This is a genomic window from Arsenophonus endosymbiont of Aleurodicus floccissimus, from assembly GCF_900343025.1.
Lineage (GTDB): Bacteria > Pseudomonadota > Gammaproteobacteria > Enterobacterales > Enterobacteriaceae > Arsenophonus.
In genome coordinates this window covers 58,194-84,707 of the sequence record NZ_OUND01000003.1, presented here as the reverse complement: position 1 = coordinate 84,707, position 26,514 = coordinate 58,194, and the positions used below count along the sequence as shown (strand labels likewise).

Below are 26,514 nucleotides of genomic sequence, written 5' to 3'. Positions count from 1 at the left end.
ATTAGTTTATATTTTATTTGCGCCACTGAGGATGTGGCGCGCAACTTATCAGATGAGTTAACCTATTTCTGTCTGGGAGGATAAGGACTTCTTTATTGATTTCATTCATTATGTTGAAATGCCGCTTATTTTTAATTCTAGGGGGTAATATCTTTCCCCTTTGTTAAATTCAAATACTCCCATATCTTTAATATACAATCGACCACGAAATAATATCTTAACGTAACGCGCAATCTTCAGTGGGTTATAACGGTGAAAAATCTTCATTCAACTTTTTCCTCCCCTTTGTTGATCTTGAAGTCACAGAAATGTGATTCATGACACATTTTATAATCATAGACTCTGGTTACAAGCTTTAGTTCTCCTTTTCCAATAAGATTTAACGATTTTACATAACATGATAACGAGTTAAATAGTTTTGAATAATCATTACAATATTTTTCATTTGAAGCCTTAACAACTTTTGCTGTATGTGCTAAAGCAACTCTCTATAACAAAGACATTATATTTAAGATTAACTATGCTAATAAACAAGGATAATCATCAATAACCAGTTTAGAAAAGATTAACGAAGAGTACTATGTTAAAAAAGATCATACTAATAGTAATTTTATTAACTCACCCGTTTCCTGCATTAACTGCCACCTTACAAATTAATAAGCCGGTGCATGCCGTAACTGTCACCGATCGAGGTGAACTTTTGTTAAACGAAACGGGTAAACTTCTTTATCAAGATTGAAGCAGTAAGGAACTTGTTGGCAAAACAAGAACGATCCTGCATATTGCCGGGCGCCTTTCCGCTAAAGAGCTCAATGAGCCATTAATAGCGGCAATTAAACAAAAGAAATTTGATCAGAAAAAATGTCAGACAACAACAATAATAAATACTGATGATACAATTCTCTTGGAACCGGTTTTTTGTCCGCAGTAGTATTGAAGACAGTAAGCGAGAATTCCCGTTTTCTCAAATTATTGTGATAATAATGGTGTAGTTAAAAAAACCTGGCAGCTAAAACCCAAGAGTTCTACGATCATCGTATTAAATAAAAAGGGTGATGTATTATTTGCTAAAGATGGTGCTCTAACATCTGAATAGACAAATAACGTTATTAAATTGATTGAAACACAATTAAAAAAATAATTAATTAAACCATTAGAATATTGATACTCTAAATCCAGGATTAAGAAATGATTCTCTAGGGAATAGTCTAATGTTCTACCATACTAATCCGTCACTTTAGCACCTGCCGCTTGGGCGATCGCATGTCCCGCGGCAATATCCCAAATATGAGTGGGCCTACTAAATCGCGGATAAAGCTGTGCTTTGCCTTCAGCAATAAGGCAAAATTTTAGTGAAGAACCCACCACCATAACTTCATGCTGCCCCATTTGCGCTAAATAATCAGTCAATTCTTTATCCTGATAAGAACGGCTAATAACAATTAGCGGGGAATTGCCATTAGCAACATGAAGTGATTATTTTACTCCATCCACTATTTTCCATGCCGCCCCTTGCTCACTAGCATAAAGCATATCTTTTGCTGGCGCATAAATAATCCCCATAACAGGAGAACCCGACTGAATCAAAGCAATATTAACGGTAAATTCACCATTCCTATGAATAAACTCTTTAGTTCCATCGAGCGGATCCACTAACCAATAGCTTACCCAATGACAGCTCTCTTGCCAAGCCGGTAGATCTTCTTCAGAGAGTAGCGGAATATGTGGCGTTATACTTGTCAATCCAGTTTTAATAATTTGGTGAGCAATAAGATCGGCTTCAGTCAGCGGTGAGCTATCTTTTTTGTGCTTAACAGCAAGTTGTTGCGCACTTTCATAGATAGTTATAATTGCGCTACCTGCTTCTTTCGCCAAATCACATATTTGCTCAAGCATAACATATCTCGAAAAACGGCATAAATTATTTATCGAATTATCTTATTAATACACCAACTAACTCAATGACAAGTAAAACTTAATTATATAATTTCTAGTAATTCAACTTCGAATATTAACGTGCTAAAAGGTGGAATAGCGGCGCGCCAGCACCACGTTCACCATAGGTTAAATTATGCGGAATATAAAGTTGCCACTTTGATCCTGTAGGCATCAATGTTAACGCCTCAATCCAACCAGCAATAACACCATTAACAGGAAATTCTGCTGGTTGCCCTCGATCTTTTGAACTATCAAAAATCGTACCATCGATTAATCGACCAGTATAATGAACACGAACCCGATCTGCTTTAGCCGGGATCGGGCCTTCACCATGTTTTAATATACTAAATTGTAATCCTGATTCTGTAGTATTGACTTCCTCACATTGCTGATTGTTGTCCAAAAAAAAATTTATCCTTCCACCGCCGCAGTTTGCTGAAATTCACGCCGCTGAGCATACGCGCGTTCATGGATCTCTCGTAATGCTCTATGCAAAACTTCAACAGGGAACCACCGGCGTTTTACTATGTAATGCATCACATAAACCCGCAAGTAAAGCTTCTAGCTGAATGCCTTCCAAGCCTGATTCTAAAAGCTGTTGACCAACTTGAAGAACAATGCCATAACTTGCCTGAGTTTCAATTGAATCAAATGCCTGATCCGACATAACAGCTCCTATTTATTAAATTATAAATAATAATAAAGAATAACAGTCTCAAATAAGTGGGTAAATAACCATATAAAATAAATCTAATTAAAAATAATATTCTAATTTTATATCAATTCATTAATTTTATAATACTAAAAACCTAAAGTTAGGATTTCAATTTGAAAAATAAATTTTATTCCTAAATATAATTTCTATAAATGATAATATATGAACAGTAACAATTTCATGAATTAAAATTATCGACTACCAGCCCAAAATTCCTGTAACACTTGGCAGAGATAAAAAAGTAAAACAATTGACTTTGTATGATTGATAGCAACAATGATTTAGCTGATAGAAATCGGAACAAAAACACCAGCATCAGCTGGTGTTTTTGTTTGTGCCTAATAATCAGAAAGCAATTATTCAACAATAATATTTACATTCAGTTTTGCAAATACATCACTATGCACTTGGAAATGAACTTCGTGTTCACCAACAGTACGCAATACACCATTTGGTAAGCGAACCTCGCTTTTCATAACCTCAACACCGGCAGCAGTGACTGCCTGAGCAATATCACGAGTCCCGATCGAACCAAACAGTTTACCTTCATCACCGGCTTTAGAGGCGATGGTTACTGTAGCTAATGAATTAATTTTTTCAGCACGCCCTTCCGCAATAGCTAGAACATCGGCTAATTTAGCTTCTAATTTGGCACGGCGTGCTTCAAAAAATTCAACATTCTTTTTAGTTGCAGGAACAGCTTTTCCCTGCGGAACCAAATAGTTACGAGCATAACCCGCTTTAACATCAACTTTATCACCCAGGCTACCCAAGTTTGCTACTTTATCCAGTAGAATAATTTGCATTACCTTATCCTCTTTAAGTCGTTAATGGACCGTGCCAATTACTGATGACGATCAGTATATGGCAACAGAGACAGGTAACGCGCGCGCTTGATAGCACGAGCGAGCTGACGCTGGTATTTTGCACGAGTACCAGTGATACGACTTGGTACAATTTTACCACTTTCAGTGATATAGTTTTTTAGCGTTGCGATATCTTTATAATCAATCTCTTGAACGCCTTCCGCTGTAAAACGGCAGAACTTACGACGACGGAAATAACGTGCCATTTGGCTAGCCTCCAGAATCTATCAATTCAATCTGCTCGGCGTGAAGCACCAAGTTATTCAATCCATTAGCGCCCTGATGGCTACTAATAAAACCGATAATCGTGATCCAACTACCGACCGTTATACTGTGAGTAAACTGTTGTAATTTTTGTCCGCTGGCGATGATGGTTATTCTACACCATACTTGCCGATCAAAACCTGCTTCCTGCTGCTGTGAACGATGTTCGAGCAAAAACTGGCAGTGAGGGACCCCAGCTGGACTGACTTTTCTTATCGGCACATTACAGATTTTGCCTGACAGCACCAATCGATTAGTATTCACACCAAATTTACTCTTCAGAATCCTCAGCAACCTCAATTCCTTCCAGGTCTTCATCAACCAAATCACGACTGCGACGATCGTCTTTGGCTTTAACCATTGGAGAAGCTTCAGTAACCGCATACTTAACACGCATAATCATGCTGCGGACAACGGCATCATTGAAGCGGAAGTTTGTTTCTAACTCATCAATCTCTTCTTGCGGCGCTTCAACGTTCATCAGAACATAGTGTACTTTGTGCAATTTATTGATTGGATAAGCCAATTGACGGCGACCCCAGTCTTCCAAGCGATGGATTTGACCTTGCGCTTCGGTGATAGAACTACTATAACGCTCAATCATACCCGCAACTTGCTCGCTTTGGTCCGGGTGAACCATAAAAACGATTTCGTAATGACGCATGAGTTTTGCTCCTTACGGATTAATCAGCCTCCTGTTCAGGGTCAGCCGCATCCCATGGAGGCAAGGAACTTATTTAAGTGTGGCTGAAAAATCAACGCGTAACTATACCTATCTTTTAGTTAAAACTCAAGCAATAGATTAAATCATCACTTATCACCATTAAATTGGGTCAGGTAATCTTGTCAAGATTATCAATGATCTTACTTTTTTCTCAATGACTTTGCCGTTGACGCACTGCTTCGAATAAACAAACGCCGGTCGCAACAGAGACATTTAAAGACGAAACCATACCTGCCATTGGAATACTAATCAGTTCATCACAATGTTCCCTTGTTAAACGACGCATGCCTTCACCTTCAGCACCCATCACCAATGCAACCGCCCCGGTTAACTTACTCTCATATAATGTATGATTGGCGTCACCTGCAGTGCCAACAATCCAGATATGATGCTGCTGTAATTGGCGTAGTGTCCGTGCAAGATTGGTAACCCGAATTAATGGCATACTCTCAGCTGCGCCACAGGCAACTTTCTTAGAGATGGCATTAAGTTGAGCAGATTTATCCTTTGGTACAATAACCGCATCAATACCGGCAGCCTCTGCGCTGCGTAAACAAGCGCCTAAGTTATGTGGATCGGTAATACCATCTAATATAAGCAAAAAGGGTGATTTTGTCTGAGAAATAATAATATCTAAATCACTCTCTTGATATTGCCGCCCGGGTTTTACCTGGGCAATAATACCCTTATGAACAGCGTTCTCTGTCTGCTTATCCATCCATTGACGATTAGCTAACTGGATAATGATACCCAATTTTTCAAGCTGGTGAATAACCGGCAATAAACGTTTATCTTCACGCCCTTTGAGCACATAAACTTGTTTTAAGCGTGATGGATCCCACTCCAGCAGTGCTTGCACTGCATGAATACCATAAATAATTTCACTCATAAATTTATCAATTACTTAATAACTCTCAAAGATAGTCAATCATTGCCGATGAAGATCAGTAATAAAAATAACTAAGATTATTTTTGTGCTTTTTTGCTATCAATTTTGTGGCAATTTTTTTACTTTTATCAGAAACCTTTTTACCTTTCTTATTTACTTTTTTAGCGTTGCCGCTGCCTTTTTTATTCGCTTTAATAAATGCCGCTATTGGGCTCAAAATTTTTATCCTGGCTGTGATCTTGCTTGCTATGAGTTGAAATTGTTTTTTTAAATTGCTTTTTTGCTTTTTCTTTTGCTGTTTTACCTGGATTTTTCGCCTTACGTAAGGTTGATATCAATGCGAAATCGATCTTGCGTTCATCCATATGTACAGCTTCAACGCTAATTTCAACTTCATCACCAAGACGATACACCATCCCCGAAGACTCACCAATAAGTCTCTGTCCTACATTATCGTAGCGATAGTAATCATTATTAAGTGATGAGACATGCACCAGACCATCAATAAAAAGATCTTTTAAGCGGACAAAAAAGCCAAAACCCGTGACACTGGTGATAATGCCAGTAAATACATTGCCAACTTGATCTTGCATAAAATCACATTTCAACCAATCAGTAACATCTCTCGTTGCTTCATCAGCTCGCCGTTCTGTCATTGAACAATGCTCACCCAATTGTAGCATTTCATTAGTATCAGCATGCCAACCACCGGTTGGCATCGAGCTATATTGATTGTTTCCATGTTGGCCAGATAAAAGATATTTAATTGAACGATGTAACGCTAAATCAGGATATCGACGGATCGGTGAAGTGAAATGGGCATAAGATTTCAGTGCTAAGCCAAAATGCCCTCTATTTTCAGGATCATAAATAGCCTGTTTCATTGAACGCAAAATCATTGTTTGCAGCAATTCATGATCCGGACGTTCAGCCACTTCATCCATAACTTTAGCATAATCAGCCGACTGTGGTTTCATGCCACCTGGCAATGTCAAACCCAGCTCGCTAAATACCATCCGCAAATTTACAATACTCTCTTGTTTTGGCCTATCATGGACACGGTACAAGCTAGGTTCTTTATTACGCTCAACAAAATGTGCGGCAGCGATATTCGCTAAAATCATACACTCTTCAATTAATTTATGCGCATCATTACGTTCAACCGGCTCTATCCGCTCAATGCGTTTTTCTGCATTAAAAATAAATTTAGCTTCTTCAGATTCAAAGGAGATAGCCCCGCGTTTTATGCGCGCGCTATCTAACGCTTTATATAATCGATGAAGTTGTTCTAAATGCGGCACCAGGTCTTGATAATGTTGACGTAATTCTTCGTCACCCTGTAAAATTTTCCAGACTTTGGTATAAGTCAATCTGGCATGAGAACGCATCACGGCTTCATAAAATTTAGATGAACTAATTTTCCCTTCCGCCGATAGCTGCATTTCACATACTATGCAAAGCCTCTCAACCTCAGGGTTTAATGAACATAACCCATTAGAAAGAATTTCAGGCAACATAGGGATCACTCGTGATGGAAAATAGACTGAATTTCCCCGACTAACCGCTTCATTATCTAAAGCCGTTTGTGGCCGCACATAATAACTAACATCAGCAATCGCGACCCATAAGCACCAGCCACCGTCTTCTTTCAGCATACAATAAACCGCATCATCAAAATCTCGGGCATCTTCGCCATCAATGGTGACTAAAGGTAGATGACATAAGTCTACTCGCCCTTTTTTTGCTGACGCAGGGATCTGTTCGGACAAATCAGCAACTTGCTTCTCAACCTGTGGCGGCCAACTATACGGAATTTCATAGGTTCTTAATGCAATCTCTACCGCAATGTTAGTCCCCATGCTTTCGCCTAATACTTCGACAATATTTCCTACTGCCTGGGTATGGCGCGCTGGTCGGGTTGTCATCTCAACAACAACCACATTTCCTATCCTAGCACCGTTAACCTGCTCTTTAGGGATCAATATGTCAAAGGACAGTCGACTATCATCAGGGACTACATACCCCATCCCCGATTCTAAAAAATAACGTCCTACAATATGATGATTTCGTGGGACAAGCACTCGAACAATGCGAACTTCTGTACGTCCTCGCCGATCTTTACCCAATGGTTGGATAAGTACAACATCACCATGCAGCGCTTTTTTCATTTCTTCTAAAGAAAGGTAAAAATCGTCTTTCTGGTCTTCTACCCGTAAAAAACCAAAACCATCACGATGGCCAATAACTGTACCTTTAAGTAAATCAAGGCGTTCAGGTAAGGCATAACATTGACGACGAGTAAATACCAATTGCCCATCACGTTCCATAGCACGTAAGCGGCGCCGCAAAGCCTCTAATTCTTCTTCTTTAGTTAACTTTAATATTCTGGCGATTTCTTGTCGACTTACTGGCTTAGTAAATTCTGCTAATACCTCTAAAATATATTCACGACTTGCAATTGGTGAATGATATTTTTCAGCTTCCCGGTCTTTATAAGGATCTTTTGCCATCACTCACCTCCGCTACCACATCGATTAATATACCTACGAATACACCAGGCCTGTTATTTATTTTAATAGTAACTCATAAAGTGGCTTGTTGTTTTCTATTAGATCTGCCAGTGTATATCTATCTAATTCATTTAAAAAAAATTCAATTGCTTGATTTAATATTTTTTTTAATCGACAAGCAGAAGTAATATGGCAAAAATCGCTACAGCAATTAACTAATGCCAGAGGCTCTAATTGGCGAACAACATCACCTATCCGGATCTGCTCAGCTGGCTTGCCTAAGTAAATACCCCCATTTTTCCCTCTCACCGCAGTAACAAGTCCACATCGGCTTAATTGATTAATAATTTTTACCATATGGTCACGCGAGACACCGTATACATTAGCAACTTCAGTAATATTAGTTCTTTCATCCTTAGGTAATGAAGCCATATAAATTAATGCTCTTAAGCCATAATCAGTAAAACTTGTTAACTGCACATTAACCTCTGGTTATAAAACAAAAATGGAAAGACATCTTCTTGCCATTAATTCATTTAGTTATATCTATTATGTAAATTTTTATCATATTAAGCAAAATTGATCAGTAATCAGGTAATATGAATTACTAGATATAAAAATAACGCCTGAATGTTCAGGCGTCATTCTTTGAGCAATATTATTGAGTGGTAAAACTATATATCAAAAGGATCTCGTAATATCATTGTTTCAGCACGATCAGGTCCGGTCGAAATAATATCTATCGGTATCCCGGTTAATTCCTCAATCCGTTTAATATAATCAATGGCTGCTTTAGGTAATTGATTATATTCTTTAACCCCAAAAGTACTTTCACTCCAGCCTGGTAACGTTTCATATATCGGCACTAAATCTTCCCATTCCTCTACCACTAACGGCGTTATAGTCAATTCAGTCCCATCTGGTTTTCGATAAGCAACACAAAGTTTCACTTCATCCAAACCGTCTAATACATCTAATTTAGTTAAACAGAAACCAGAAAGAGAATTGATTTGAACTGCCCGGTTAATAGCAACAATATCTAACCAACCTGTACGACGGCAACGGCCTGTTGTTGCACCAAATTCTTGCCCTTTTTCATGCAGGTATTCGCCGGTCTCATCAGACAACTCCGTTGGAAAAGGACCGCCGCCTACACGGGTAGAATAAGCTTTCAATATTCCTAAAACATAATCAATATAACGCGGACCTAATCCTGAACCAGTGGCAACCCCGCCCGCCGTTGTGTTTGATGAAGTCACATAGGGATAAGTACCATGATCAATGTCCAGCAATGTTCCCTGAGCGCCTTCATACATCACTAATTCGCCTTTTTGATGCGCTTTGTATAATAAATCAACCACATCAACGGTCATCGCCGTCAAAATATCGGCAATAACCATAATATCATCTAATGTTTTTTGGTAATCGATTACAGGTGCTTTATAATAATTCACTAATTGAAAATTATGGTAATCAACAATTTCTTTAAGTTTGACTAGAAAGGTTTCTTTATTAAACAGATCTCCAACACGTAATCCACGCCGGGCAACTTTATCTTCATAAGCAGGTCCAATGCCCCGGCCGGTTGTTCCTATCGCTTTTGCGCCTCGCGCTTTTTCACGCTCATTATCTAAAGTAACATGATAGGGCAAGATTAATGGACAAGTTGCCGAAATTTTGAGGCGTTCGCGCACTGGCACGCCGCGCGCTTCCAATTTTTTCATTTCATCCATTAATGCATCAGGCGCTAATACCACACCATTGCCAATCATGCTTACAACATTTTCACGCAAAATACCTGATGGGATAAGATGGAGAACAGTTTTCTCACCATTAACCACTAGCGTATGACCAGCATTATGCCCACCTTGGTAACGAACAACATACTTAACGCGTTCAGTTAGTAAATCGACTATTTTACCTTTACCTTCATCACCCCACTGAGTACCTAATACGACAACGTTTTTACCCATTTCAAAATTCACTCGATTGCTTAAAAAAGAATTCTACCATTTCAATCATTAGCTGCCAGCAATTTTTATAACACCAATACCTCTTTTCATGACAATCTTAACAGATTAAAGCCTGCCGAATGCCGGCTTACCTAGAGTCAATTGGTAAAATCATTTCATTTATCTTTAAATGATCACTGTACCGCTCTTTGTTTAGTTGGTGCTCGCATATAGCGGAAAAAATCGGTATCTGGGCTTAATATCATCACATCATCACCATTTTTACTAAAGCTCTTTTCGTATGCCCGTAAACTACGAATAAAAGCATAGAAATTAGGATCTTGGTTAAATGCATCAGCAAATAGCTTAGTTGCCATCGCATCCCCTTCACCATGTAATTTCAGTGCCGTGCGCTCCGCTTCTGCCAATGTCTCGGTCACTGTTTTATCCGCTGCTGCACGGATCTTCACGGCCTCTTCTTGACCTTGTGAACGATGTTGACGTGCTACAGCCTCTCGTTCAGCGCGCATACGTTGATATATCGCTTCCGAAACTTCACTTGGCAATTCAATACGTTTGATGCGAACATCGACAACTTGGATCCCTAACGCTGCCATGCTGTTTGGATTAACAACTGACGAATTACCTTTGATCTCTTTATCAAAACGGGCTGCTGCCGAGGCAATAGCCTGATCTGCATCTTTTGTCGCTTCTGTATCTGAACCTGAACCTTTATTAAGTGTATCACGCACATCGACGGTCAAGCGCCCGCGAGAATCGGTAATAATATCTTTCACATTTAAACGGCCAAATTCTGAACGCAGACGATCACTAAATTTACGTTTCAGTAAAGTTTCAGCTTGATAAGGATTACCACCACCGGTCGCCACATAGTAACGACTAAAATCAGTAATTCGCCATTTTAAATAGGAATCAACCATTAAATCTTTATTTTCTCGAGTCAGATAGCGATCTGCCTGAACATCTAATGTCTGAATACGAGCATCCAACATTTTTACCGTTTCAATAAATGGTATTTTGAAGTGCAAACCTGGCTCATAAATAATAGGTTTATTGTCATTATCACGCACAACCTTACCAAACCGTAGAATAATACCTCTTTCTGTCTGTTGAACGGTGAAAATTGACATATACAACACAACTAATGCAGCAACAATAATAACAATCACTGACTTACGCATGATTATTGTCTCCCTATACGAGTTGAATTACTGCCCCGAGCATTATCCCGCGTACCATAGCTATATGAATAAGGCGATTCAGTAGAAATATCTGATTGCTGAATAACTTTTGGGGGTGTTATTTTTTGTATATCTGCTGCTTTATCTTTGCTTCCACTGAGTAAAATCTGCTCTAACGGCAACACTAACATACTATTGCTCTTGTCGTTAACAATAACCTTACGCGTATGACCTAGTACTCGTTCCATTGCCTCAATATATAAACGTTCACGAGTGATTTGAGGAGCAGCTCGATATTCTGGCAACATTTTGGCAAAGCTGGCTACTTCACCTTCCGCCTTGAAAACCACACTTGATTTATAAGCTGTTGCTTCTTCAATCAATTTCTGCGCATTACCTTTCGCTAATGGCAAAACCTCATTACGATAAGCTTGCGCTTCACGAATGGTCTTCTGTTCTTCTTCTCGTGCTGCAATAACATCATCAAATGCCGCTTTAACCGCTTCCGGTGGACGAGCAGCCTGGAAGTTAACATCTAATATCGTTATACCCATATTATAAGGTCTTATCGTATTTTCTAACTCTTTTTGTGTTTCATCACGGATAAAGGCACGTTTCGTCGTTAACACCTGTTCCATTGCTGATTGGCCAATAATTCCACGTACTGCACTATCTATTGCCTGACGTAAACTGTTATCCGGGTTAGTAACATTAAATAAATATTGAGCCGGATCTGTTACGCGATACTGGACGTTCATTTCTACTTGAATAACATTTTCATCCGAAGTTAACATCATACCATTAGTCGCTTGTTCGCGAATGGTTTCAACATTAACCGGAATCACTTTTTCAATAAAATTTGGTTTCCAATTTAAACCCGGTTCAACAGTATGGCTATATTTACCAAAACGGAAAACGACGCCACGATCACTCTCTTTTATCGTATAAAAACCACTTGCAGCCCAAATAATAACGATTGCTGCAATAATAAATACGATAAAACGGCCGTTTATATTGACGCCATTTTGATTACTCGAACCATTTTTACCTTTATTATTCCCACCTAAACCACCAAGTTTGCGACTCAACTTGCGGAGCAGATCGTCAAGATCAGTTGTTCCCTTTTTCCGATTACCTTTATTACCACTGGAGTTGCCGCTATTGCTGCTTCCCCACGGGTCGCGGTCCTGTCCGTTATTACCGGGCTGATTCCACGCCATGTTATAGCTCCATTCGTTATGATTGGTTTTTCAGGGCTAAGAGCAAAATATTTACTCTTAATTTGTTCAATTTATTGACCACATTTAGTGTGTTGACTTAACAATGTACTCAAGTAAAGGTTGTTCTTGCTTGCAAAGTCTTTGCCAGTCAACAATGGGCAGCTTCACTTCAAGCATGATACTGCCATCTTTATCCATTTCTTCATATTCGATTGCCTGAAGTTGATAGAATCGACTGCGCAAACGACCTGCTTCTGGCGGTAAACGCAATTCATAGTGTACAATTTCACTAGAAAGATGTTCTGTCAGCGCCTGTAATAATAATGGAATCCCTTCACCAGTTTGAGCAGAGAGCCAAACCCGAATAGGGACATTATTCTCATCGCGATCAACACGGGGAGTAAATCCATTCAACATGTCAATTTTATTCATGACTAACAGCGCCGGAATTTCATTAGCCTCAATTTCTTCTAGTACAGTCTCAACTGCGCGGATATTTTCTTCCATACGGTTATCCGCGGCATCGACAACATGTAATAATAGACTGGCTTCGCGTGTTTCCTGCAATGTTGCTTTAAATGCAGCGACCAGATCGTGAGGTAGATGGCGAATAAAACCTACAGTATCAGCCAACACTGTCACCCCAACATCATCAATATCAATACGCCGTAATGTAGGATCTAATGTCGCAAATAATTGATCTGCTGCATATACTTCAGACTTTGTCATTTGATTAAACAGACTAGACTTACCTGCATTAGTGTAACCTACCAATGATATGGTGGGAATACCCGCTTTACTTCTAACTTGTCTACCCTGCTCTCTCTGCTTTTCTACCTTAGCCAACCGAGAAAGAATTTGTCGAATTTTACCGCGGATCAATCGACGATCCGTTTCAAGTTGCGTTTCACCAGGTCCACGTAAGCCGATCCCTCCTTTTTGCCGTTCAAGGTGAGTCCAGCCAAGTACTAAACGAGTAGAAATACGCCTTAACTGAGCTAATTCAACTTGTAATTTACCTTCATGTGTACGTGCGCGCTGTGCAAATATATCTAAAATTAAACCCGTACGATCAATAACTCGACACTGACATAATCGCTCAAGATTTCTTTCCTGTGAAGGGCTTAACGTATGATCAAAAAGAACCACATTAGCATTACTGTCTTTAACAGCTGCTGCGATTTCTTCCGCTTTACCCTCACCAACAAAATATTTAGCCTGCGGTGATTTGCGATTTCCTGTGATTATCTGTACTGGCTTAATGCCCGCAGAGATGACTAATGATTCAAATTCAATTAGGTTTTCAGTATCTTTTTCATTAGAGAAAAAAACATGCACAAGAACAGCTAATTCCCCACCTTCATGTCTATCAAACAAAAGCACAACTCCTCTTAGACTTAAAAAATATCAAACAGGCAAAATACAGGTAAAAGGAACTTTACCTGTATTTTTTGTTCAGATAATTAACTAAATTATTCAGTCGCATCACTATCCTGTGGAACTGCCACATTACCTGTATTGTAATTACCTAAGCCTGTACTACCCCCTTGATTACTATGGTGAGATACAGGACGAGAAGGTACTACAGTAGAAATAGCATGCTTATATACCATTTGGCTTACTGTGTTTTTCAGTAAAATAACAAATTGATCAAATGATTCGATTTGACCTTGTAATTTGATACCATTGACCAAATAAATGGAAACCGGAACCCTTTCACGACGTAACGCGTTTAGGAACGGATCTTGCAAAGATTGCCCCTTAGCCATTCTCTATTTTCCTTATTTTGTTGTTTTTAACTAAAAACCTTTATGGTTCGAAAAAATTAACTACTCAAAAAAATTGTGCCTTTACCACCAATTGTACATAAATAGCAAACCTATGCACTAATAACATGCAATATTGTGTTAAGAATTCCCTTAATATCATCGCTATCGAGTCTATGCAGGTTTTTCCATCCTCTTAACCACGTAATTTGACGTTTAGCCAATTGACGTGTTGCACATATACCACGATAAACCATTTCATCATAGCTGATTTCACCAGACAAATATGACCACATCTGACGATAACCAACAGAACGTATAGCGGGTAGCTCCCCATGGAGATCGCCTCTAGCATAAAGAGCGCTAACTTCATCCTCAAAACCGGTCTTCAACATTTGTAGGAAGCGCATCTCAATACGTTGGTGGAGAATTTTACGATCTTGCGGTGAAACCGCAAACTGTAACACATTATAAGGTAATTCTGCCTCTACAATTTCAGTTAATTCTGTCAGACTCTTCCCGGAAACTAAGAAAACCTCCAAGGCACGAGACAATCGTTGAGGATCATTAGGATGGATTCTAGCTGCAGATATTGGATCAACCGCTTGCAAACGTTTATGAATTGCACCCCAACCAAATTGTTTCGCTTGCATTTCAATTTCTGCCCGAATTGTAACATCAGCAGAAGGTAAGGGTGACAACCCATCCAATAATGCTTTAAAATATAGCATAGTCCCCCCAACGATTAGGGGAATACGGCCCCATGCGACAATTTTTTCCATTTCTAATAAAGCATCACGGCGAAAATCTGCTGCCGAATAAGACTGTGCAGGATCCAATATGTCAATTAATCGGTGTGGAGCAATTTGTTGCTCTTCCCGTGTTGGTTTCGCTGTTCCTATATCCATACCGCGATAAATTAAAGCAGAATCTACACTAATTATTTCAACGGGTAATTGTTGACGCAATGCGATTGCCAATGCTGTCTTTCCTGACGCCGTTGGCCCCATGATAAAAACCGCTTGCGGTTTATGTTGAAAAATTTGTTTACTCATGAGTTAAAGCCGTTATCACCGATTCAAAATCAATTAGTTGTAGTAATGTTTTCGGTGGTTCTTTAACTAATTCAGGGTAAGCCCGCTCCAGATCCGCTAATAACTGTACCCCTTGTGCAATCGTCCACACTTGTTTTTCATTCACTAAATGATCTGCTAACCAAACAACTAATTCCATCAACTGACAAGAAGTATTTTGAGCAAGATATTTCAATAGTTTTGGAAATAGTTCAGCTAAATTTTGTAATCTCAAGGGACAAGATACACCACTAATTGTTGCTTTGTTATGAGAAATATTGATGTCAAAACCTAAGGTACTTAATAATACCTTTACTCTATAAAAAGTTTCAATTTCCTTTTCTGTTAATACGAGCTTTATTGGTATCAGTAAGGGCTGAGATTTTAATTCTTTATCAGTAGGAATTAATTGACTTCGTTTTAAATATCGCTCAGCTTCCGCTAATGATAACAAACCTATTCCAAATGATGATTCAATAAATGCGAAATTTTTAGAATAAATTGTTAGTATTTTACCAACTGTATAATTTTTATCATTTTTTTCTATATCAACCGACTTTACTGCTATTTTTTCAATTTTTATCGATTCTCGTTCTGGAAAAAGTGGGATTTTTTCTTGTTTAGATGTTTCATTTTGCATCAATTGCTGATAAAGCTCACCCTGTTTTTTGTTATAGATTTTTTTAGCTATTTTTCCATTATTGTAACAAGAAAATGGTGCTGTTTTAGACGGCGAAATTTGGCTACTGGCACTTAATTCTGTTATTACTTGTGCTTCTTGCTCTTTATTAACTAAATGCTGCTTTGAATCATCTGATGCAAAAAAATTTTCACCCGCAGCTAACCGATTTTGTAATCCTGAAGCAAGATGAGTTTCCTGGTTTGAACTAACAGAGACTTGATTAAATTGTTTTTGGTGTTGTTGGCTTAGTACCGTGTTCACACCCTGATAGATAAAATCATGAACCAATCTCGCTTGGTGAAAACGGACTTCCTGTTTGGCTGGATGAACATTAACATCAACCTGATGAGGATGAATGGTTAAATAAAGCACATAAGCCGCTTGCTGTTCTTCTTCCAGACGATCAGCATAGGCCTGACGAATTGCATGATTGATTAATCGATCGCGCATTATGCGCCCATTAACATAACAATATTGAATTTCAGCAGCCTTACCTAAATAGGGATTAGTTATCCAGCCTTTAATGGCTAAATCACCATGTTGCCAACATAATTTCAGCGCATTTTGTATAAAAGAAGTGCCACAAATAGCAGCTAAGCGTCGTTCATATAGCTCTTCACTATTTGTCGCTCGATACTGGCGAACTAATTTACCATTATGATGCAAATTGATTGCAACATCGAAACGCGCTAAAGCTATTCTGCGTACAATCTCATCAATATGGCTAAATTCGGTTTTTTCTGTACGTAAAAATTTACGTCGAGCCGGCGTATTATAATAACAGATCAAGAACTTCAACTGTTGTTCCTATTGGGTGAGCAGCAGGTTTTAGCGTAATATTCATCTCACGCCCTTCAGCATAAGCTTGCCAGGCTTCTGTCTGAGTCTCGACGCGTGATGTTAGTATTAAACGAGAAACCGAACTAATACTGGCCAGCGCTTCTCCTCTAAATCCCATACTCATAATAGCGGCCAGATCTTCTAGCGTGGCTATTTTACTGGTAGCGTGTCGCTCCAACGCTAGTGTTAAATCTTCTTTGGCGATACCACTACCATTGTCATGGATACGAATAAGTTTTACCCCACCACGCTCAATTTCAATATCAATACGGCTGGCGCCAGCATCAAGACTATTTTCGACTAACTCTTTCACAACCGATGATGGGCGTTCAACAACTTCACCCGCAGCAATTTGATTAGCTAACTGAAGAGAAAGAGTTTGTATCGCTGACATAATGACCTCTGCCATATTCCATCATTTTGGCGCTGCTTGTAAGGGGTGTTGGGTAAAATAATTGCGTAATCCTTGATGAATAGCTATTGCCAAACTTTCCTGATAATCATCAGAAACTAAAAGGCGCTCTTCAGAAATATTACTAATAAAACCTGTTTCGACCAGAATAGATGGAATGTCGGGAGAACGAAGTACACCAAGACCGGCATGTTCTGGGTCATATTTATGGATATTACCAATTTTACTTAATTCTCTCAGTACTTTTACCGCGACAGCATAACCTACACGTTGGCAATTGCCAAATTGTAAATCTAAAACAGCTTGGCTAAGATAAGGATCTGCACCATTTGCTAACGCATCACCGGCACCACCTAATAATTCAGATTGCTTTTCATGTTGTTCAAGCCAATTACCCAATTCACTATTCGCTCTTTTATTAGAAAGCACCCACACAGAAGCACCTCGGGCACGATTATTAGGTGCTGCATCAGCATGAATTGAAACGAGCATATCAGCCGCTTTTTGTCGTGCCACTTCTAAACGACTCGCTACAAAAATAAAATAATCGTCATTACTCGTCATCACTGGCTTAAACATTGGATCTGTCTTTAAATGATTCTCTAATTTACGCGCAATTATCATTGTTATATTCTTTTCACGATGACCATTTTGCCCAATTCCGCCTGGATCTTTACCCCCATGTCCAGCATCAATTGCCACGACAACTTGCCGAGTACCTTTAGGTAAATTTTTATATATTGAGGGAGTTGGTGAGTTATTGGCTAACTTTTTCTCAGTTTGTGAATCAATTGATAGCAATTTATTGGTTGCTTCAGTCGCGGACTGAGATGTCTTAGGCTGCGATGCCCCAGCACGATTATTCTTTAAGGTAAAAACTATTTGATAGCGATGATTTATTTGTTCAGCCACCGTACTTACTTTCACTCCATTTGCCAATTCGATAACAATACGTTGATACTGACTGTTCGGTGGATGACTAGTACGGATCCCTTTAAGCAAATTATTATTTATAAACTTCATTGGTAATCCAGATACCTGATCAGATTGACGAAAATCAACAACCAAACGCTCAAATTCATGAAGGGGAAAAAAGCGGTACTCTGGATTACCGCCAGCAAAGTGTAAAGTGACTTTTGCCTCGGATAAATTATCATTGACGTGAATGTTGGATAAAGTTGCAGCCTGTGCATTAGACAATAATAAGTTGCTAAGTAATATCATTGTCATTAATAAAAGAATACATGAGTTTGCCATCTTTTTATTATATTAATCATCGAAGTCTTCATCATGATTAGTATTCCTATTATGACAATTTTTCTAATAACATTTCCCCATATGTTGATAACGCGACAAATCGTGCTTGTCTTCCATTATTGTCATATGACAGGTAGAGTTCAAGATCAGCGCATGGTAGCATTACTTCACCTTTTTTTGGCCACTCCACCAAACATATAGCCTGCCAATCAAAATAGTCACGGATACCCATAAATTCAAGCTCTTCAGGATCAGTTAAACGATATAAATCAAAATGGTAAACAGGATTAGGAGCCAGCAAATACGATTCAACTAACGTGTAAGTTGGACTTTTTGCATGTCCTTGATAACCTAAACCTTGCAAAAAACCGCGACAAAAAGTCGTTTTCCCTGCACCTAAGTCTCCATATAAATAAAGAATAAAAACTTGCTTACAAAACTGAGCTAAACGCTGCCCTAAGGTTATTGTTGCCTTTTCATTAGCAAGCAATAATATAAGTTCTTTCATGAAAATATTGCCACTTTTTATTTAATAATTTAATTCATAAAATATATCACAAAATAATATTACTTACCGAATATTATAGCGATATTTAATGTCATATTTATCAATAAAACTTACATCATATGCTTATTATTCAACTAGTTAATCTTTCTCAGATACTTGCTTTTATCAATATTCTATCATTTTTATCTATACATATTTATATAAAAAAATTAACGTTTATTATGCAATATTTTTGTCTTAAACAATTAAAATTATTTGGTTGAGAGAAGCTTTTTTACATCACTAAGAAGGCGCTACAATATATTGAGACATAGGTAAATATCCGCTATTAAAAATGTTATATTACCTTAGGTAGTTACACCTTGAAATATATCGTTAAAATGATATTTTTATTATAAATAAAAATCTTATCAAAATAATAATAGCGCCTTGTACGCAATATCTGGTTATTAACATCAATATTTTCTAGAATAGATACTTTAATTTTACTTGTGCATAAAATAAAAATGCATTGATCATAAAAAAATAACCATATAATCAATCATCAGAAAATGTAAATATTTTTTTGAATATTTTCAATAAGTTAAATGATTTTCATAAAGAAAACCATCAATAGCGATAACGATAGAAAAACGCATTTGCCTGTGGATAACTCTGTGCAACAAAGCAAAATAAACACTGTGTACCATAACCCAAAATTGAATTGTAAATGAATAAGTTATTAAAACATTTTAACTAAGAAAATGTAGCAGTTTTAGCCATAAAATTTCTAAGATTAATGTAAATAACAACATCAATTCACCTACAATACATTTTAAAAACTAAAATAATTTTCCTGCCAAGAATGACACCACATTGTTCACTTCACTGATAAAGTATATGCTGCAACATCACATCTACTTCAAAATTGCGGGAGTGGAATTTTATGCCTAGCAGATACGATTTGCAAGTCCTATGTGCCAGATTTTTCAACTAAATTCGTCTCGATTGATTAGCTATATAATTGTTGACAATTAATCAAGACTGTGACTTCTGTTAGTAGCTAATCTCCTATTTAAAAATAGACGGTTTTCATCATAATGCAACAAAAAATTTTATTCTTATAATTAAATAAAATCCAAAACAGAAAAATAAAACTCATCAACAAAATAGGTATAAATTGGCCACTAAACTTTGAGTAATTAATAAGCTGAAAGAACAAAAAAATATAATAAAAAACAATAAATTATATCACAGGATTTTATGCTAATTATGATAAAAGGAGAATTTGGAGCGGGAAACAAGACTCGAACTCGCGATCCCGACCTTGGCAAGGTCGTGCTCTACTAACTGAGCTATTCTCGCATATTTATAACAACAATATTACCAATCACTATGGGTTGCGAACTATACGAAAAATTCTCAAACAGACAAATACTTTTAACCATAAAAAATCTATTTTCAAGCTAAATGCTGATTAAAACAGCCAAATCGCTTATAATCAGCATAAACATAACACGATTTAAAGGTTGATAAAGTGTTGACGATAATAAGCTAATTCTGCAATAGATTCCCTTATATCTTCTAAAGCCTGATGGGTATTTTTTTTCGTAAAACCAGCCAATATATCAGGCTTCCAACGGCGCACCAGCTCTTTTAAGCTACTCACATCTAAATAACGGTAATGAAAATATTTTTCTAACTCAGGCATATATTTGAATAAAAAACGACGGTCTTGAGCAACACTATTACCACAAATAGGTGAAACCCCCGTAGGTAACCACTTTTCTAAAAATGCAATTGTGGCTAATTCTGCTTTTTTTTCATCATATTGACTAGATTTAACTCTATCAATCAATCCACTTTCAGTATGGATTTTAACATTCCACTCATCCATAAGTGATAACTGTTGCTCTGGTTGGTGAATGGCAATCACTGGCCCTTCGGATAAAATAGTTAGATTGGAATCAGTGACGATTGTTGCGATCTCAATGATACGATTCTGTTCTGGATCCAATCCCGTCATTTCCAAATCTATCCATATCAAATTGTTCTCACTATTTACCATGTTATATCCTAGGTTCAATTCTAAACTGATAGCATGCAATACTTAGTGTATGATAGCTTCTTAAAAGCACAACTGCGATAATTCTTGATAATGAATTCAATCAACAATCAACAAACCAATAAAATTAGTGAGGTCAGGTGGCTAAAAAGAAATTTACCAAAGGCCAACAACACCGAATATATGCAAACCATCAAACTAAGCTAAAAAAACAATCTCAGCAAGATATTGATGATAATGATCTTGGTATTCCCCAAGATGGGTTAGTTATTAGCCGTTTTGGTCAGCATGCAGATATCGAGACAAATGAAGATGACATTCAACGCTGTAATATTCGCCGAACAATTCACTCATTAATCACAGGTGATCTTGTTATTTGGCGCCCTGCGCTACATCAGCAATCTAATATAAAAGTTAATGGTGTCATAGAAGCAGTCTATGAACGAACATCGGTTTTGACTCGCCCCGATTACTATAACGGGCTCAAGCCTATCGCGGCTAATATCAACCAAGCGATTATTATCTCAGCAATTTTACCCAAATTATCATTAAATATTATTGATCGTTATTTAGTTGCCTGCGAAACACTTAATATTACACCAATGATTATTTTAAATAAAATTGACCTACTCAATAAAGAGAACAGAAAAGAAATAAGTAAAGCAATAAAACTTTATCATAACATTGGCTATGTAGTTTTAGAGGTATCTAGTCATACTAATGAAGGAATAGATACGCTTATTGAAAACCTTATAGGAAAAATATCTATTTTTATCGGGCAATCTGGTGTTGGTAAGTCCAGTTTGATTAATAACTTATTACCAGATAATGAAGAAAAAATCTTAATCAACCAAATATCTGATAATTCAGGATTAGGTCAACATACAACAACAACGGCACGTCTTTACCACTTCGCCAAAGGAGGTGATCTTATCGATTCACCAGGTATCCGTGAATTTGGATTATGGCATCTAACAAAGGAACAAATAACTAAAGGATTTGTCGAATTCTGGCAATATTTGGGATACTGCAAATTTCGTGATTGCAAGCATTTAGACGATCCTGGATGTGCATTACAACAAGCGGTAATCGCTGGAAAAATAGCAAAATCACGTTTCGAAAATTACCATCGAATTTTAGCAAGTATGGAACAAATAAAACCACGTGTATCTTTTACAGATAATAAATAGTTATAAACATAATTCTGGAATTCATAAAAAGCATAGGTAAAATAACTATCTTTTTTTGATTACAACCCAATAACATTAGGATCAGATTAGAGGTTAATGTGCTGAAAAAAATAAAGATCAAATTACAATATCTATTACCAAAACAAGGGCTAACGCAATTAGCAGGTTGGCTTGCGGATCAAAAAGCTGCTGGGTTAACCCAATTAATGATCAAGCTTTTTGCCAAGTTTTATAAAGTTGATATGGCGGAAGCTAAAGAAAGTGAATTCTCCGCTTATTCTACCTTCAATGAATTTTTTACTCGCCCATTAAAACAAAATATTCGTCCTATTGTTGCAGCTACTAATCAACTCGCTCTACCAGCCGATGGTGTAATAAGCCAATTAGGATTAATTATCGATGATCAGATCCTACAAGCTAAAGGTCATTCTTACAGTTTAGAGGTATTATTAGCAGGTAATTATATACTGACCGAGCAGTTTCAAAATGGTTTGTTTGTAACTACTTACTTATCTCCACGTGACTATCATCGTGTCCATATGCCTTGTGATGGCTTACTAACTGAAATGATTTATGTTCCTGGTGATCTCTTTTCTGTTAATCAACTGACTGCAACAAACGTCCCTAATCTTTTCGCCCGTAATGAACGCCTCATCTGTATTTTTGAAACATCGTTTGGAAAAATGGCACAAATTCTAATAGGCGCAGCAATTGTTGGTAGCATAGATACTAGCTGGTGTGGCTGCGTCAATAATCAACGGGACAGAGTTATTAAACGTTGGACTTACCCAGAAAAAGATAAAACTGGTGCAGTTTATCTGAAAAAAGGTGAAGAAATGGGAAAATTCAAACTGGGTTCAACTGTTATCAATTTGTTTGAATCTAACCATATCAAACTTAATTCTGCTCTAGAGCAAGGATCCGTCACTCGAGTAGGAGAATTATTAGCAGAATCAATTTATCCAAATACTGAGGAACCAGACCCATCGACAAAATTTAATTGATGGATCTGAATAATTTTATCTGAGGAAATCATATTGTGCGCCTGATAGTCGGCATTCTGTTTAGTCTCTCTTTCATCACAATACCTGCATTTACAGCAATTAATCTTGATGAAATACAAATTAAAAAAGAGATTAAGCAACTTGAAGCAAATAAAAATTCGAAAAATGCAGAGATTATTCAGGCATTACAAGTTGCCCTAAATTGGTTATCAGAGGCACAAGAATCAGAGAAAAAACCCCCGCTTATCAAGAGGCAATTGATGATTTCCCCAAAATCATAAAAGAATTACAGCAACAATTTCTTATTGAAAGCAATAAAGCAGTTACTATACCAATCAATATAACTATCCTCGAACTTGAGCAACGTATTTGTTCAGGCTAGTAGTCAATTACTTGAGCAAGGCAGACAAATTCAGCAAGAACAAGATAGAAATCGTGAAATTAGCGACTCTCTTGTAAAATTGCCTCAATAATGATTAGAAGCTCGCCGGCTGCTTTCTGACCCTACCGTAAGACTACAGTCGCTGTATGTTCCGGTGTCCCCTTTAGCTGAAGCACAATATAACTTAGCACAAACCGAAGTAACGGCAAGAAAGTCAAAAACCAATGAACTAGAAATAGCACAACTTTAAGCCAATAATCGCCAAGAAATTACTCGCTTACGCATTGAGCTTTTTAAAAACCGTTATCAGCAAATCGACCAAGAGCTTCAACAACTACGAAATCATCTAAACTTTCAGCGCCAACAGAAAGCACAACTGGCACTTAAACCACACTGAAATGTTAGCTGCTCAAGGGGGAGAGCTACCCAAATTTTTAACAACTCAATTGCAACTAAATCGTAAATTATCACAACGACTTAATGAACAAGCATACAGAATAAATGATATTGAACAAAGGCAACGCCAGACTTCCAGTGATATACTAACCGTTCGTCAAGCGCTTGGGACAATTCGTGAACAGGCACAATGGTTAGGCAGTTCAACTACTTTAGGTGAAGCATTACGCGCGCAGTTATACCATTTGCCCGAAATACCCAAAAATCATCAACAAACGAGTTGATCGCCTTCAGTTCAAGATATGTTGGAAAATCTCGATTCCAACAATAAAGAGAACAAGGAAAAGCAAGCCGAAATAAAAAATTTAGCGCCATAACAAACGCAAATTTATGACTCACTGATCCAAACTCGGAAAGAATTATTAAGCTCAATAATTTCTGGTTATGACAGTGAAATATTGGAATTAACCAAACTTTATGTTGCGGCAACCCAGTTAACCGATGCATTAACAGATATCAAAGATGCGACCCATCGTTATATGTTCTGGATCGCGGATACCGACCCTATAAGTCTCAACTATCCAATTACCATAGTAAAAGATCTGACTCGCTTACTATTATTAGATACATTATCTCAACTCAGTGGCGCAAAGAGTTATCTTCGCCAGTCAGGATAGTTTGTTATACCTGCTGGCTGCTGTTGCTATCGTCATTTTTAGCATTAGTACCCATCAGCATTATAATAATTTTCTTCTTCGCGCTACTAGTACCCGTATTGGTAAAGTAACGCAGGATCGCTTTGCTCTAACCTTACGAACCGTATTGTGGTCTATTCTGATAGCACTCCCTTTACCTATTACCTATTTTATGGTCACGGCCTTCAAAGCGCCTGGCAATTCCCTACGGCCACTGCTATTGGCTCTGGATGAGAGTGACAACACCGGTTTTATGGGTTTTTATGATTAGTGCTACTTTTGCAATACCAAACGGATTGTTTATTTTTCATTTTGGCTGGTCAGAAGAAAACATAAAAAGGGCAATGCGTTACTTACCAATTATCAATTTTTGTCATAGTACCATTGATGATGGCCTTAATTACGTTTGAATATTATAACGACCGTGAATTTGCCCCAAGCTTAGGCAGACTATGCTTCTTATTACTGTGTATTGCGCTAAGTTTGATTACCTATAACCTCAAACGAGTAGGCGTAACACTTTATCTAGATCGCCACGGCTCGGGTGAGAATGCAATTAGCAAGATATTGTGGTTATTATTGATTATAGCGCCAATTTTTTCTACGGTTACCGCATTATTGGGTTACCTTTCAACATCTAAAGAACTTTTAGCCAGGCTGGAAACCTCTGTTGCAATCTGGTTTTTCTTATTGATCATTTATCACATTATTCGCCGCTGGATGTCTATCCAATGGCGTAAAATTACTTTTGAAAGAGCAAAACAGCGTCGCGCTAACATTCTCGCTCAACGAGCAAAAGATGAAGGTGAAAATAATAGTAGTGGCGAAGGCTTAGTCGATATCGAAGAAAGTGCGATTGACTTAGATACAATCAGTGCACAATCTCTGGGACTTGTGCGCTCTATTCTCACCATGATAGCGTTAGTCTCACTGATTTTAATTTAGTCTGAACTACACTCAGCATTCTCTTTTCTGGAAAATATCCGGCTTTGGAATGTCACTACTACGGTAAATGGTGTAGATACCATTCAACCGATCACCCTCAGCTCACTATTTATTATTATTCTTATTATTACAGCACAACTAATTAGAAATTTGCCGGCATTGTTGGAACTTGCCCTGTTACAACACCTTGATTTAACTCCAGGAACTGGCTATGCAATCACCACCTTGACTAAATATACTATTGCGCTTATAGGTAGCTTAGTCGGGTTTTCCATGCTTGGTATTAAGTGGTCAAAATTACAATGGTTAATTGCCACGATGGGTGTTGGACTTGGCTTTGACCTACAAGAAATCTTTACCAATATCATTTATGATTTAATGATCTTATTTGAGAAACCAATTCGGATAGGCGATACCATCACTATTCGTGATTTAACAGGCAGTATTACTAAAATCAATACTAGAGCAACAACCTTAACAGATTGGGATCGCAAAGAAATTATTGTTCCTAATAAAGCCTTTATTACCGAGCAATTTATTAACTGGTCGTTATCCGATACTATCACTCGTATTGTTTTAACTATTCCAGAACCCGCTGATGTAGATAGTACCGAGATAAGTCAGATATTATTAAATGCCCCCGAGAAAACGCCGATGATTTTAACTAACCCGGCACCTGAAGTATATCTAGTTGATTTACAAAAAGGTATTCAAATCTTTGAATTACGTATTTATGCGGCAGAAACGGGGCACAGAATACCTGCCCGCCATGAAGTTCATCAAAATATATTAATCGGTTTTGCACAACATCGGATCACGCTACCATTTCCGCGCTTTCAAGCCCGAGTTGATATTGCCAGTAATAATCTATTACGAAGTGCAACAAAAAATACATCTGGGCGAAAGCCGGCCGGCCAGAAAAGCCGGAGAATTATAAATTAACAATCAACTTTGGCCGTTTAAATAACAGGTAAAATTGTATAAAAATTAAACAAAGTATATCATATTTATTTTTAACATAAATATAATATTATTTTAAT

At 37.6% G+C, this 26,514-nt stretch carries 18 protein-coding genes, 1 tRNA gene and 8 pseudogenes; 6 read left to right on the top strand and 21 right to left on the bottom strand.

All coding sequences use genetic code 11. The features are described from left to right. Nucleotides 1-13 precede the first annotated feature (13 nt). Nucleotides 14-267: pseudogene (locus ARADI_RS10395) on the bottom strand (DUF1107 domain-containing protein). Nucleotides 268-580: 313 nt separating this feature from the next. Between ARADI_RS10395 and ARADI_RS21035 the strand changes: the two are divergent. The 3 genes and pseudogenes from ARADI_RS21035 (at nucleotide 581) to ARADI_RS21025 (ending at nucleotide 1,096) form a co-directional block, all read left to right on the top strand. Further along, nucleotides 581-739: a YtfJ family protein gene (locus ARADI_RS21035; protein WP_369407010.1), complete on the top strand. Its 159-nt coding sequence runs from the start codon at nucleotides 581-583 to the stop codon at nucleotides 737-739. Between the two features lie 15 nt (nucleotides 740-754). Continuing rightward, a pseudogene (locus ARADI_RS21030) lies at nucleotides 755-931 on the top strand (YtfJ family protein); the annotation flags it as partial. After that, a pseudogene (locus tag ARADI_RS21025) lies at nucleotides 891-1,096 on the top strand (YtfJ family protein). The pseudogenes ARADI_RS21030 and ARADI_RS21025, both read left to right, overlap by 41 nt. A 57-nt stretch (nucleotides 1,097-1,153) precedes the next feature. On the opposite strand, the pseudogene cysQ reads toward ARADI_RS21025, so the two are convergent. The 20 genes and pseudogenes from cysQ to orn all read right to left on the bottom strand — a co-directional run bounded on the left by cysQ (nucleotide 1,154) and on the right by orn (nucleotide 20,865). Next, nucleotides 1,154-1,896 (bottom strand): annotated as a pseudogene (cysQ, locus tag ARADI_RS10385) (3'(2'),5'-bisphosphate nucleotidase CysQ). Between the two features lie 83 nt (nucleotides 1,897-1,979). Beyond that, nucleotides 1,980-2,605, bottom strand: a pseudogene (gene bamJ / locus ARADI_RS10380) (BamJ family beta-barrel-assembly machinery protein). A gap of 404 nt (nucleotides 2,606-3,009) precedes the next feature. Continuing rightward, on the bottom strand, nucleotides 3,010-3,459 hold the full coding sequence (gene rplI / locus ARADI_RS10375) for a 50S ribosomal protein L9 (RefSeq protein WP_119712014.1): 450 nt from the start codon (nucleotides 3,457-3,459) through the stop codon (nucleotides 3,010-3,012). A gap of 38 nt (nucleotides 3,460-3,497) precedes the next feature. After that, the gene (gene rpsR, locus ARADI_RS10370; RefSeq protein WP_000135199.1) at nucleotides 3,498-3,725 is read right to left on the bottom strand and encodes a 30S ribosomal protein S18; all 228 of its coding nucleotides are present in this window, start codon (nucleotides 3,723-3,725) and stop codon (nucleotides 3,498-3,500) included. Between the two features lie 4 nt (nucleotides 3,726-3,729). Continuing rightward, complete coding sequence (gene priB / locus ARADI_RS10365; protein ID WP_119712013.1) at nucleotides 3,730-4,047, bottom strand: primosomal replication protein N; 318 nt, start codon at nucleotides 4,045-4,047, stop codon at nucleotides 3,730-3,732. Nucleotides 4,048-4,054: 7 nt separating this feature from the next. Then, on the bottom strand, nucleotides 4,055-4,447 hold the full coding sequence (gene rpsF, locus ARADI_RS10360; RefSeq protein WP_119712012.1) for a 30S ribosomal protein S6: 393 nt from the start codon (nucleotides 4,445-4,447) through the stop codon (nucleotides 4,055-4,057). Nucleotides 4,448-4,658: 211 nt separating this feature from the next. Further along, entirely contained in the window at nucleotides 4,659-5,396 is a 738-nt protein-coding gene (gene rlmB / locus ARADI_RS10355; RefSeq protein WP_119712011.1) for a 23S rRNA (guanosine(2251)-2'-O)-methyltransferase RlmB, read from the bottom strand. A gap of 55 nt (nucleotides 5,397-5,451) precedes the next feature. Beyond that, nucleotides 5,452-7,906, bottom strand: a pseudogene (gene rnr, locus ARADI_RS10350) (ribonuclease R). A 57-nt stretch (nucleotides 7,907-7,963) separates the two neighbouring features. Then, nucleotides 7,964-8,386 (bottom strand): nitric oxide-sensing transcriptional repressor NsrR, encoded by a 423-nt coding sequence (gene nsrR / locus ARADI_RS10345; RefSeq protein ID WP_119712010.1) that lies wholly within the window; start codon nucleotides 8,384-8,386, stop codon nucleotides 7,964-7,966. Between the two features lie 194 nt (nucleotides 8,387-8,580). Continuing rightward, on the bottom strand, nucleotides 8,581-9,879 hold the full coding sequence (locus tag ARADI_RS10340; protein ID WP_119712215.1) for an adenylosuccinate synthase: 1,299 nt from the start codon (nucleotides 9,877-9,879) through the stop codon (nucleotides 8,581-8,583). Between the two features lie 173 nt (nucleotides 9,880-10,052). Beyond that, nucleotides 10,053-11,060: a protease modulator HflC gene (gene hflC, locus ARADI_RS10335; protein WP_119712009.1), complete on the bottom strand. Its 1,008-nt coding sequence runs from the start codon at nucleotides 11,058-11,060 to the stop codon at nucleotides 10,053-10,055. A 2-nt stretch (nucleotides 11,061-11,062) separates the two neighbouring features. Then, nucleotides 11,063-12,280, bottom strand: coding sequence for an FtsH protease activity modulator HflK (hflK, locus tag ARADI_RS10330; RefSeq protein ID WP_119712008.1), 1,218 nt, complete (start codon nucleotides 12,278-12,280; stop codon nucleotides 11,063-11,065). Between the two features lie 84 nt (nucleotides 12,281-12,364). Then, nucleotides 12,365-13,657, bottom strand: a complete 1,293-nt coding sequence (hflX, locus tag ARADI_RS10325; RefSeq protein ID WP_119712007.1) for a ribosome rescue GTPase HflX — start codon at nucleotides 13,655-13,657, stop codon at nucleotides 12,365-12,367. A gap of 95 nt (nucleotides 13,658-13,752) precedes the next feature. Beyond that, nucleotides 13,753-14,049 (bottom strand): RNA chaperone Hfq, encoded by a 297-nt coding sequence (hfq, locus tag ARADI_RS10320; RefSeq protein WP_119712006.1) that lies wholly within the window; start codon nucleotides 14,047-14,049, stop codon nucleotides 13,753-13,755. 110 nt (nucleotides 14,050-14,159) lie between these two features. Then, nucleotides 14,160-15,101, bottom strand: coding sequence for a tRNA (adenosine(37)-N6)-dimethylallyltransferase MiaA (gene miaA, locus ARADI_RS10315; RefSeq protein ID WP_119712005.1), 942 nt, complete (start codon nucleotides 15,099-15,101; stop codon nucleotides 14,160-14,162). Further along, nucleotides 15,094-17,035 (bottom strand): annotated as a pseudogene (gene mutL, locus ARADI_RS10310) (DNA mismatch repair endonuclease MutL). Before mutL ends, miaA begins: the two are co-directional and overlap by 8 nt. 21 nt (nucleotides 17,036-17,056) lie before the next feature. Beyond that, nucleotides 17,057-18,283 (bottom strand): N-acetylmuramoyl-L-alanine amidase, encoded by a 1,227-nt coding sequence (locus ARADI_RS10300; RefSeq protein WP_439647104.1) that lies wholly within the window; start codon nucleotides 18,281-18,283, stop codon nucleotides 17,057-17,059. Nucleotides 18,284-18,359: 76 nt separating this feature from the next. Beyond that, nucleotides 18,360-18,818, bottom strand: coding sequence for a tRNA (adenosine(37)-N6)-threonylcarbamoyltransferase complex ATPase subunit type 1 TsaE (gene tsaE, locus ARADI_RS10295; RefSeq protein ID WP_119712004.1), 459 nt, complete (start codon nucleotides 18,816-18,818; stop codon nucleotides 18,360-18,362). 1,268 nt (nucleotides 18,819-20,086) lie between these two features. After that, nucleotides 20,087-20,162: transfer RNA gene (locus tag ARADI_RS10290), tRNA-Gly, on the bottom strand. 157 nt (nucleotides 20,163-20,319) lie between these two features. Continuing rightward, nucleotides 20,320-20,865: an oligoribonuclease gene (orn, locus tag ARADI_RS10285; protein ID WP_119712003.1), complete on the bottom strand. Its 546-nt coding sequence runs from the start codon at nucleotides 20,863-20,865 to the stop codon at nucleotides 20,320-20,322. A gap of 137 nt (nucleotides 20,866-21,002) precedes the next feature. Between orn and rsgA the strand changes: the two genes are divergently transcribed. The 3 genes and pseudogenes from rsgA to mscM all read left to right on the top strand — a co-directional run bounded on the left by rsgA (nucleotide 21,003) and on the right by mscM (nucleotide 26,416). Beyond that, a complete protein-coding gene (gene rsgA / locus ARADI_RS10280) occupies nucleotides 21,003-22,052 on the top strand; it encodes a small ribosomal subunit biogenesis GTPase RsgA (RefSeq protein WP_119712002.1) in 1,050 nt (349 codons plus the stop codon). Between the two features lie 98 nt (nucleotides 22,053-22,150). After that, a complete protein-coding gene (asd, locus tag ARADI_RS10275; RefSeq protein ID WP_119712001.1) occupies nucleotides 22,151-23,056 on the top strand; it encodes an archaetidylserine decarboxylase in 906 nt (301 codons plus the stop codon). A gap of 35 nt (nucleotides 23,057-23,091) precedes the next feature. Beyond that, nucleotides 23,092-26,416: pseudogene (gene mscM, locus ARADI_RS10270) on the top strand (miniconductance mechanosensitive channel MscM). The last annotated feature ends 98 nt before the right edge of the window (nucleotides 26,417-26,514 follow it).

Coding starts and splice junctions, on each gene's coding strand:
- rlmB (WP_119712011.1), bottom strand. CDS start 5,396: ATGAGTGAAATTATTTATGGTATTCATGCAGTGCAAGCACTGCTGGAG.
- rplI (WP_119712014.1), bottom strand. CDS start 3,459: ATGCAAATTATTCTACTGGATAAAGTAGCAAACTTGGGTAGCCTGGGT.
- hflC (WP_119712009.1), bottom strand. CDS start 11,060: ATGCGTAAGTCAGTGATTGTTATTATTGTTGCTGCATTAGTTGTGTTG.
- miaA (WP_119712005.1), bottom strand. CDS start 15,101: ATGAGTAAACAAATTTTTCAACATAAACCGCAAGCGGTTTTTATCATG.
- ARADI_RS10340 (WP_119712215.1), bottom strand. CDS start 9,879: ATGGGTAAAAACGTTGTCGTATTAGGTACTCAGTGGGGTGATGAAGGT.
- tsaE (WP_119712004.1), bottom strand. CDS start 18,818: ATGAAAGAACTTATATTATTGCTTGCTAATGAAAAGGCAACAATAACC.
- hfq (WP_119712006.1), bottom strand. CDS start 14,049: ATGGCTAAGGGGCAATCTTTGCAAGATCCGTTCCTAAACGCGTTACGT.
- hflK (WP_119712008.1), bottom strand. CDS start 12,280: ATGGCGTGGAATCAGCCCGGTAATAACGGACAGGACCGCGACCCGTGG.
- ARADI_RS21035 (WP_369407010.1), top strand. CDS start 581: ATGTTAAAAAAGATCATACTAATAGTAATTTTATTAACTCACCCGTTT.
- orn (WP_119712003.1), bottom strand. CDS start 20,865: ATGGTAAATAGTGAGAACAATTTGATATGGATAGATTTGGAAATGACG.
- rpsR (WP_000135199.1), bottom strand. CDS start 3,725: ATGGCACGTTATTTCCGTCGTCGTAAGTTCTGCCGTTTTACAGCGGAA.
- ARADI_RS10300 (WP_439647104.1), bottom strand. CDS start 18,283: ATGACAATGATATTACTTAGCAACTTATTATTGTCTAATGCACAGGCT.
- rpsF (WP_119712012.1), bottom strand. CDS start 4,447: ATGCGTCATTACGAAATCGTTTTTATGGTTCACCCGGACCAAAGCGAG.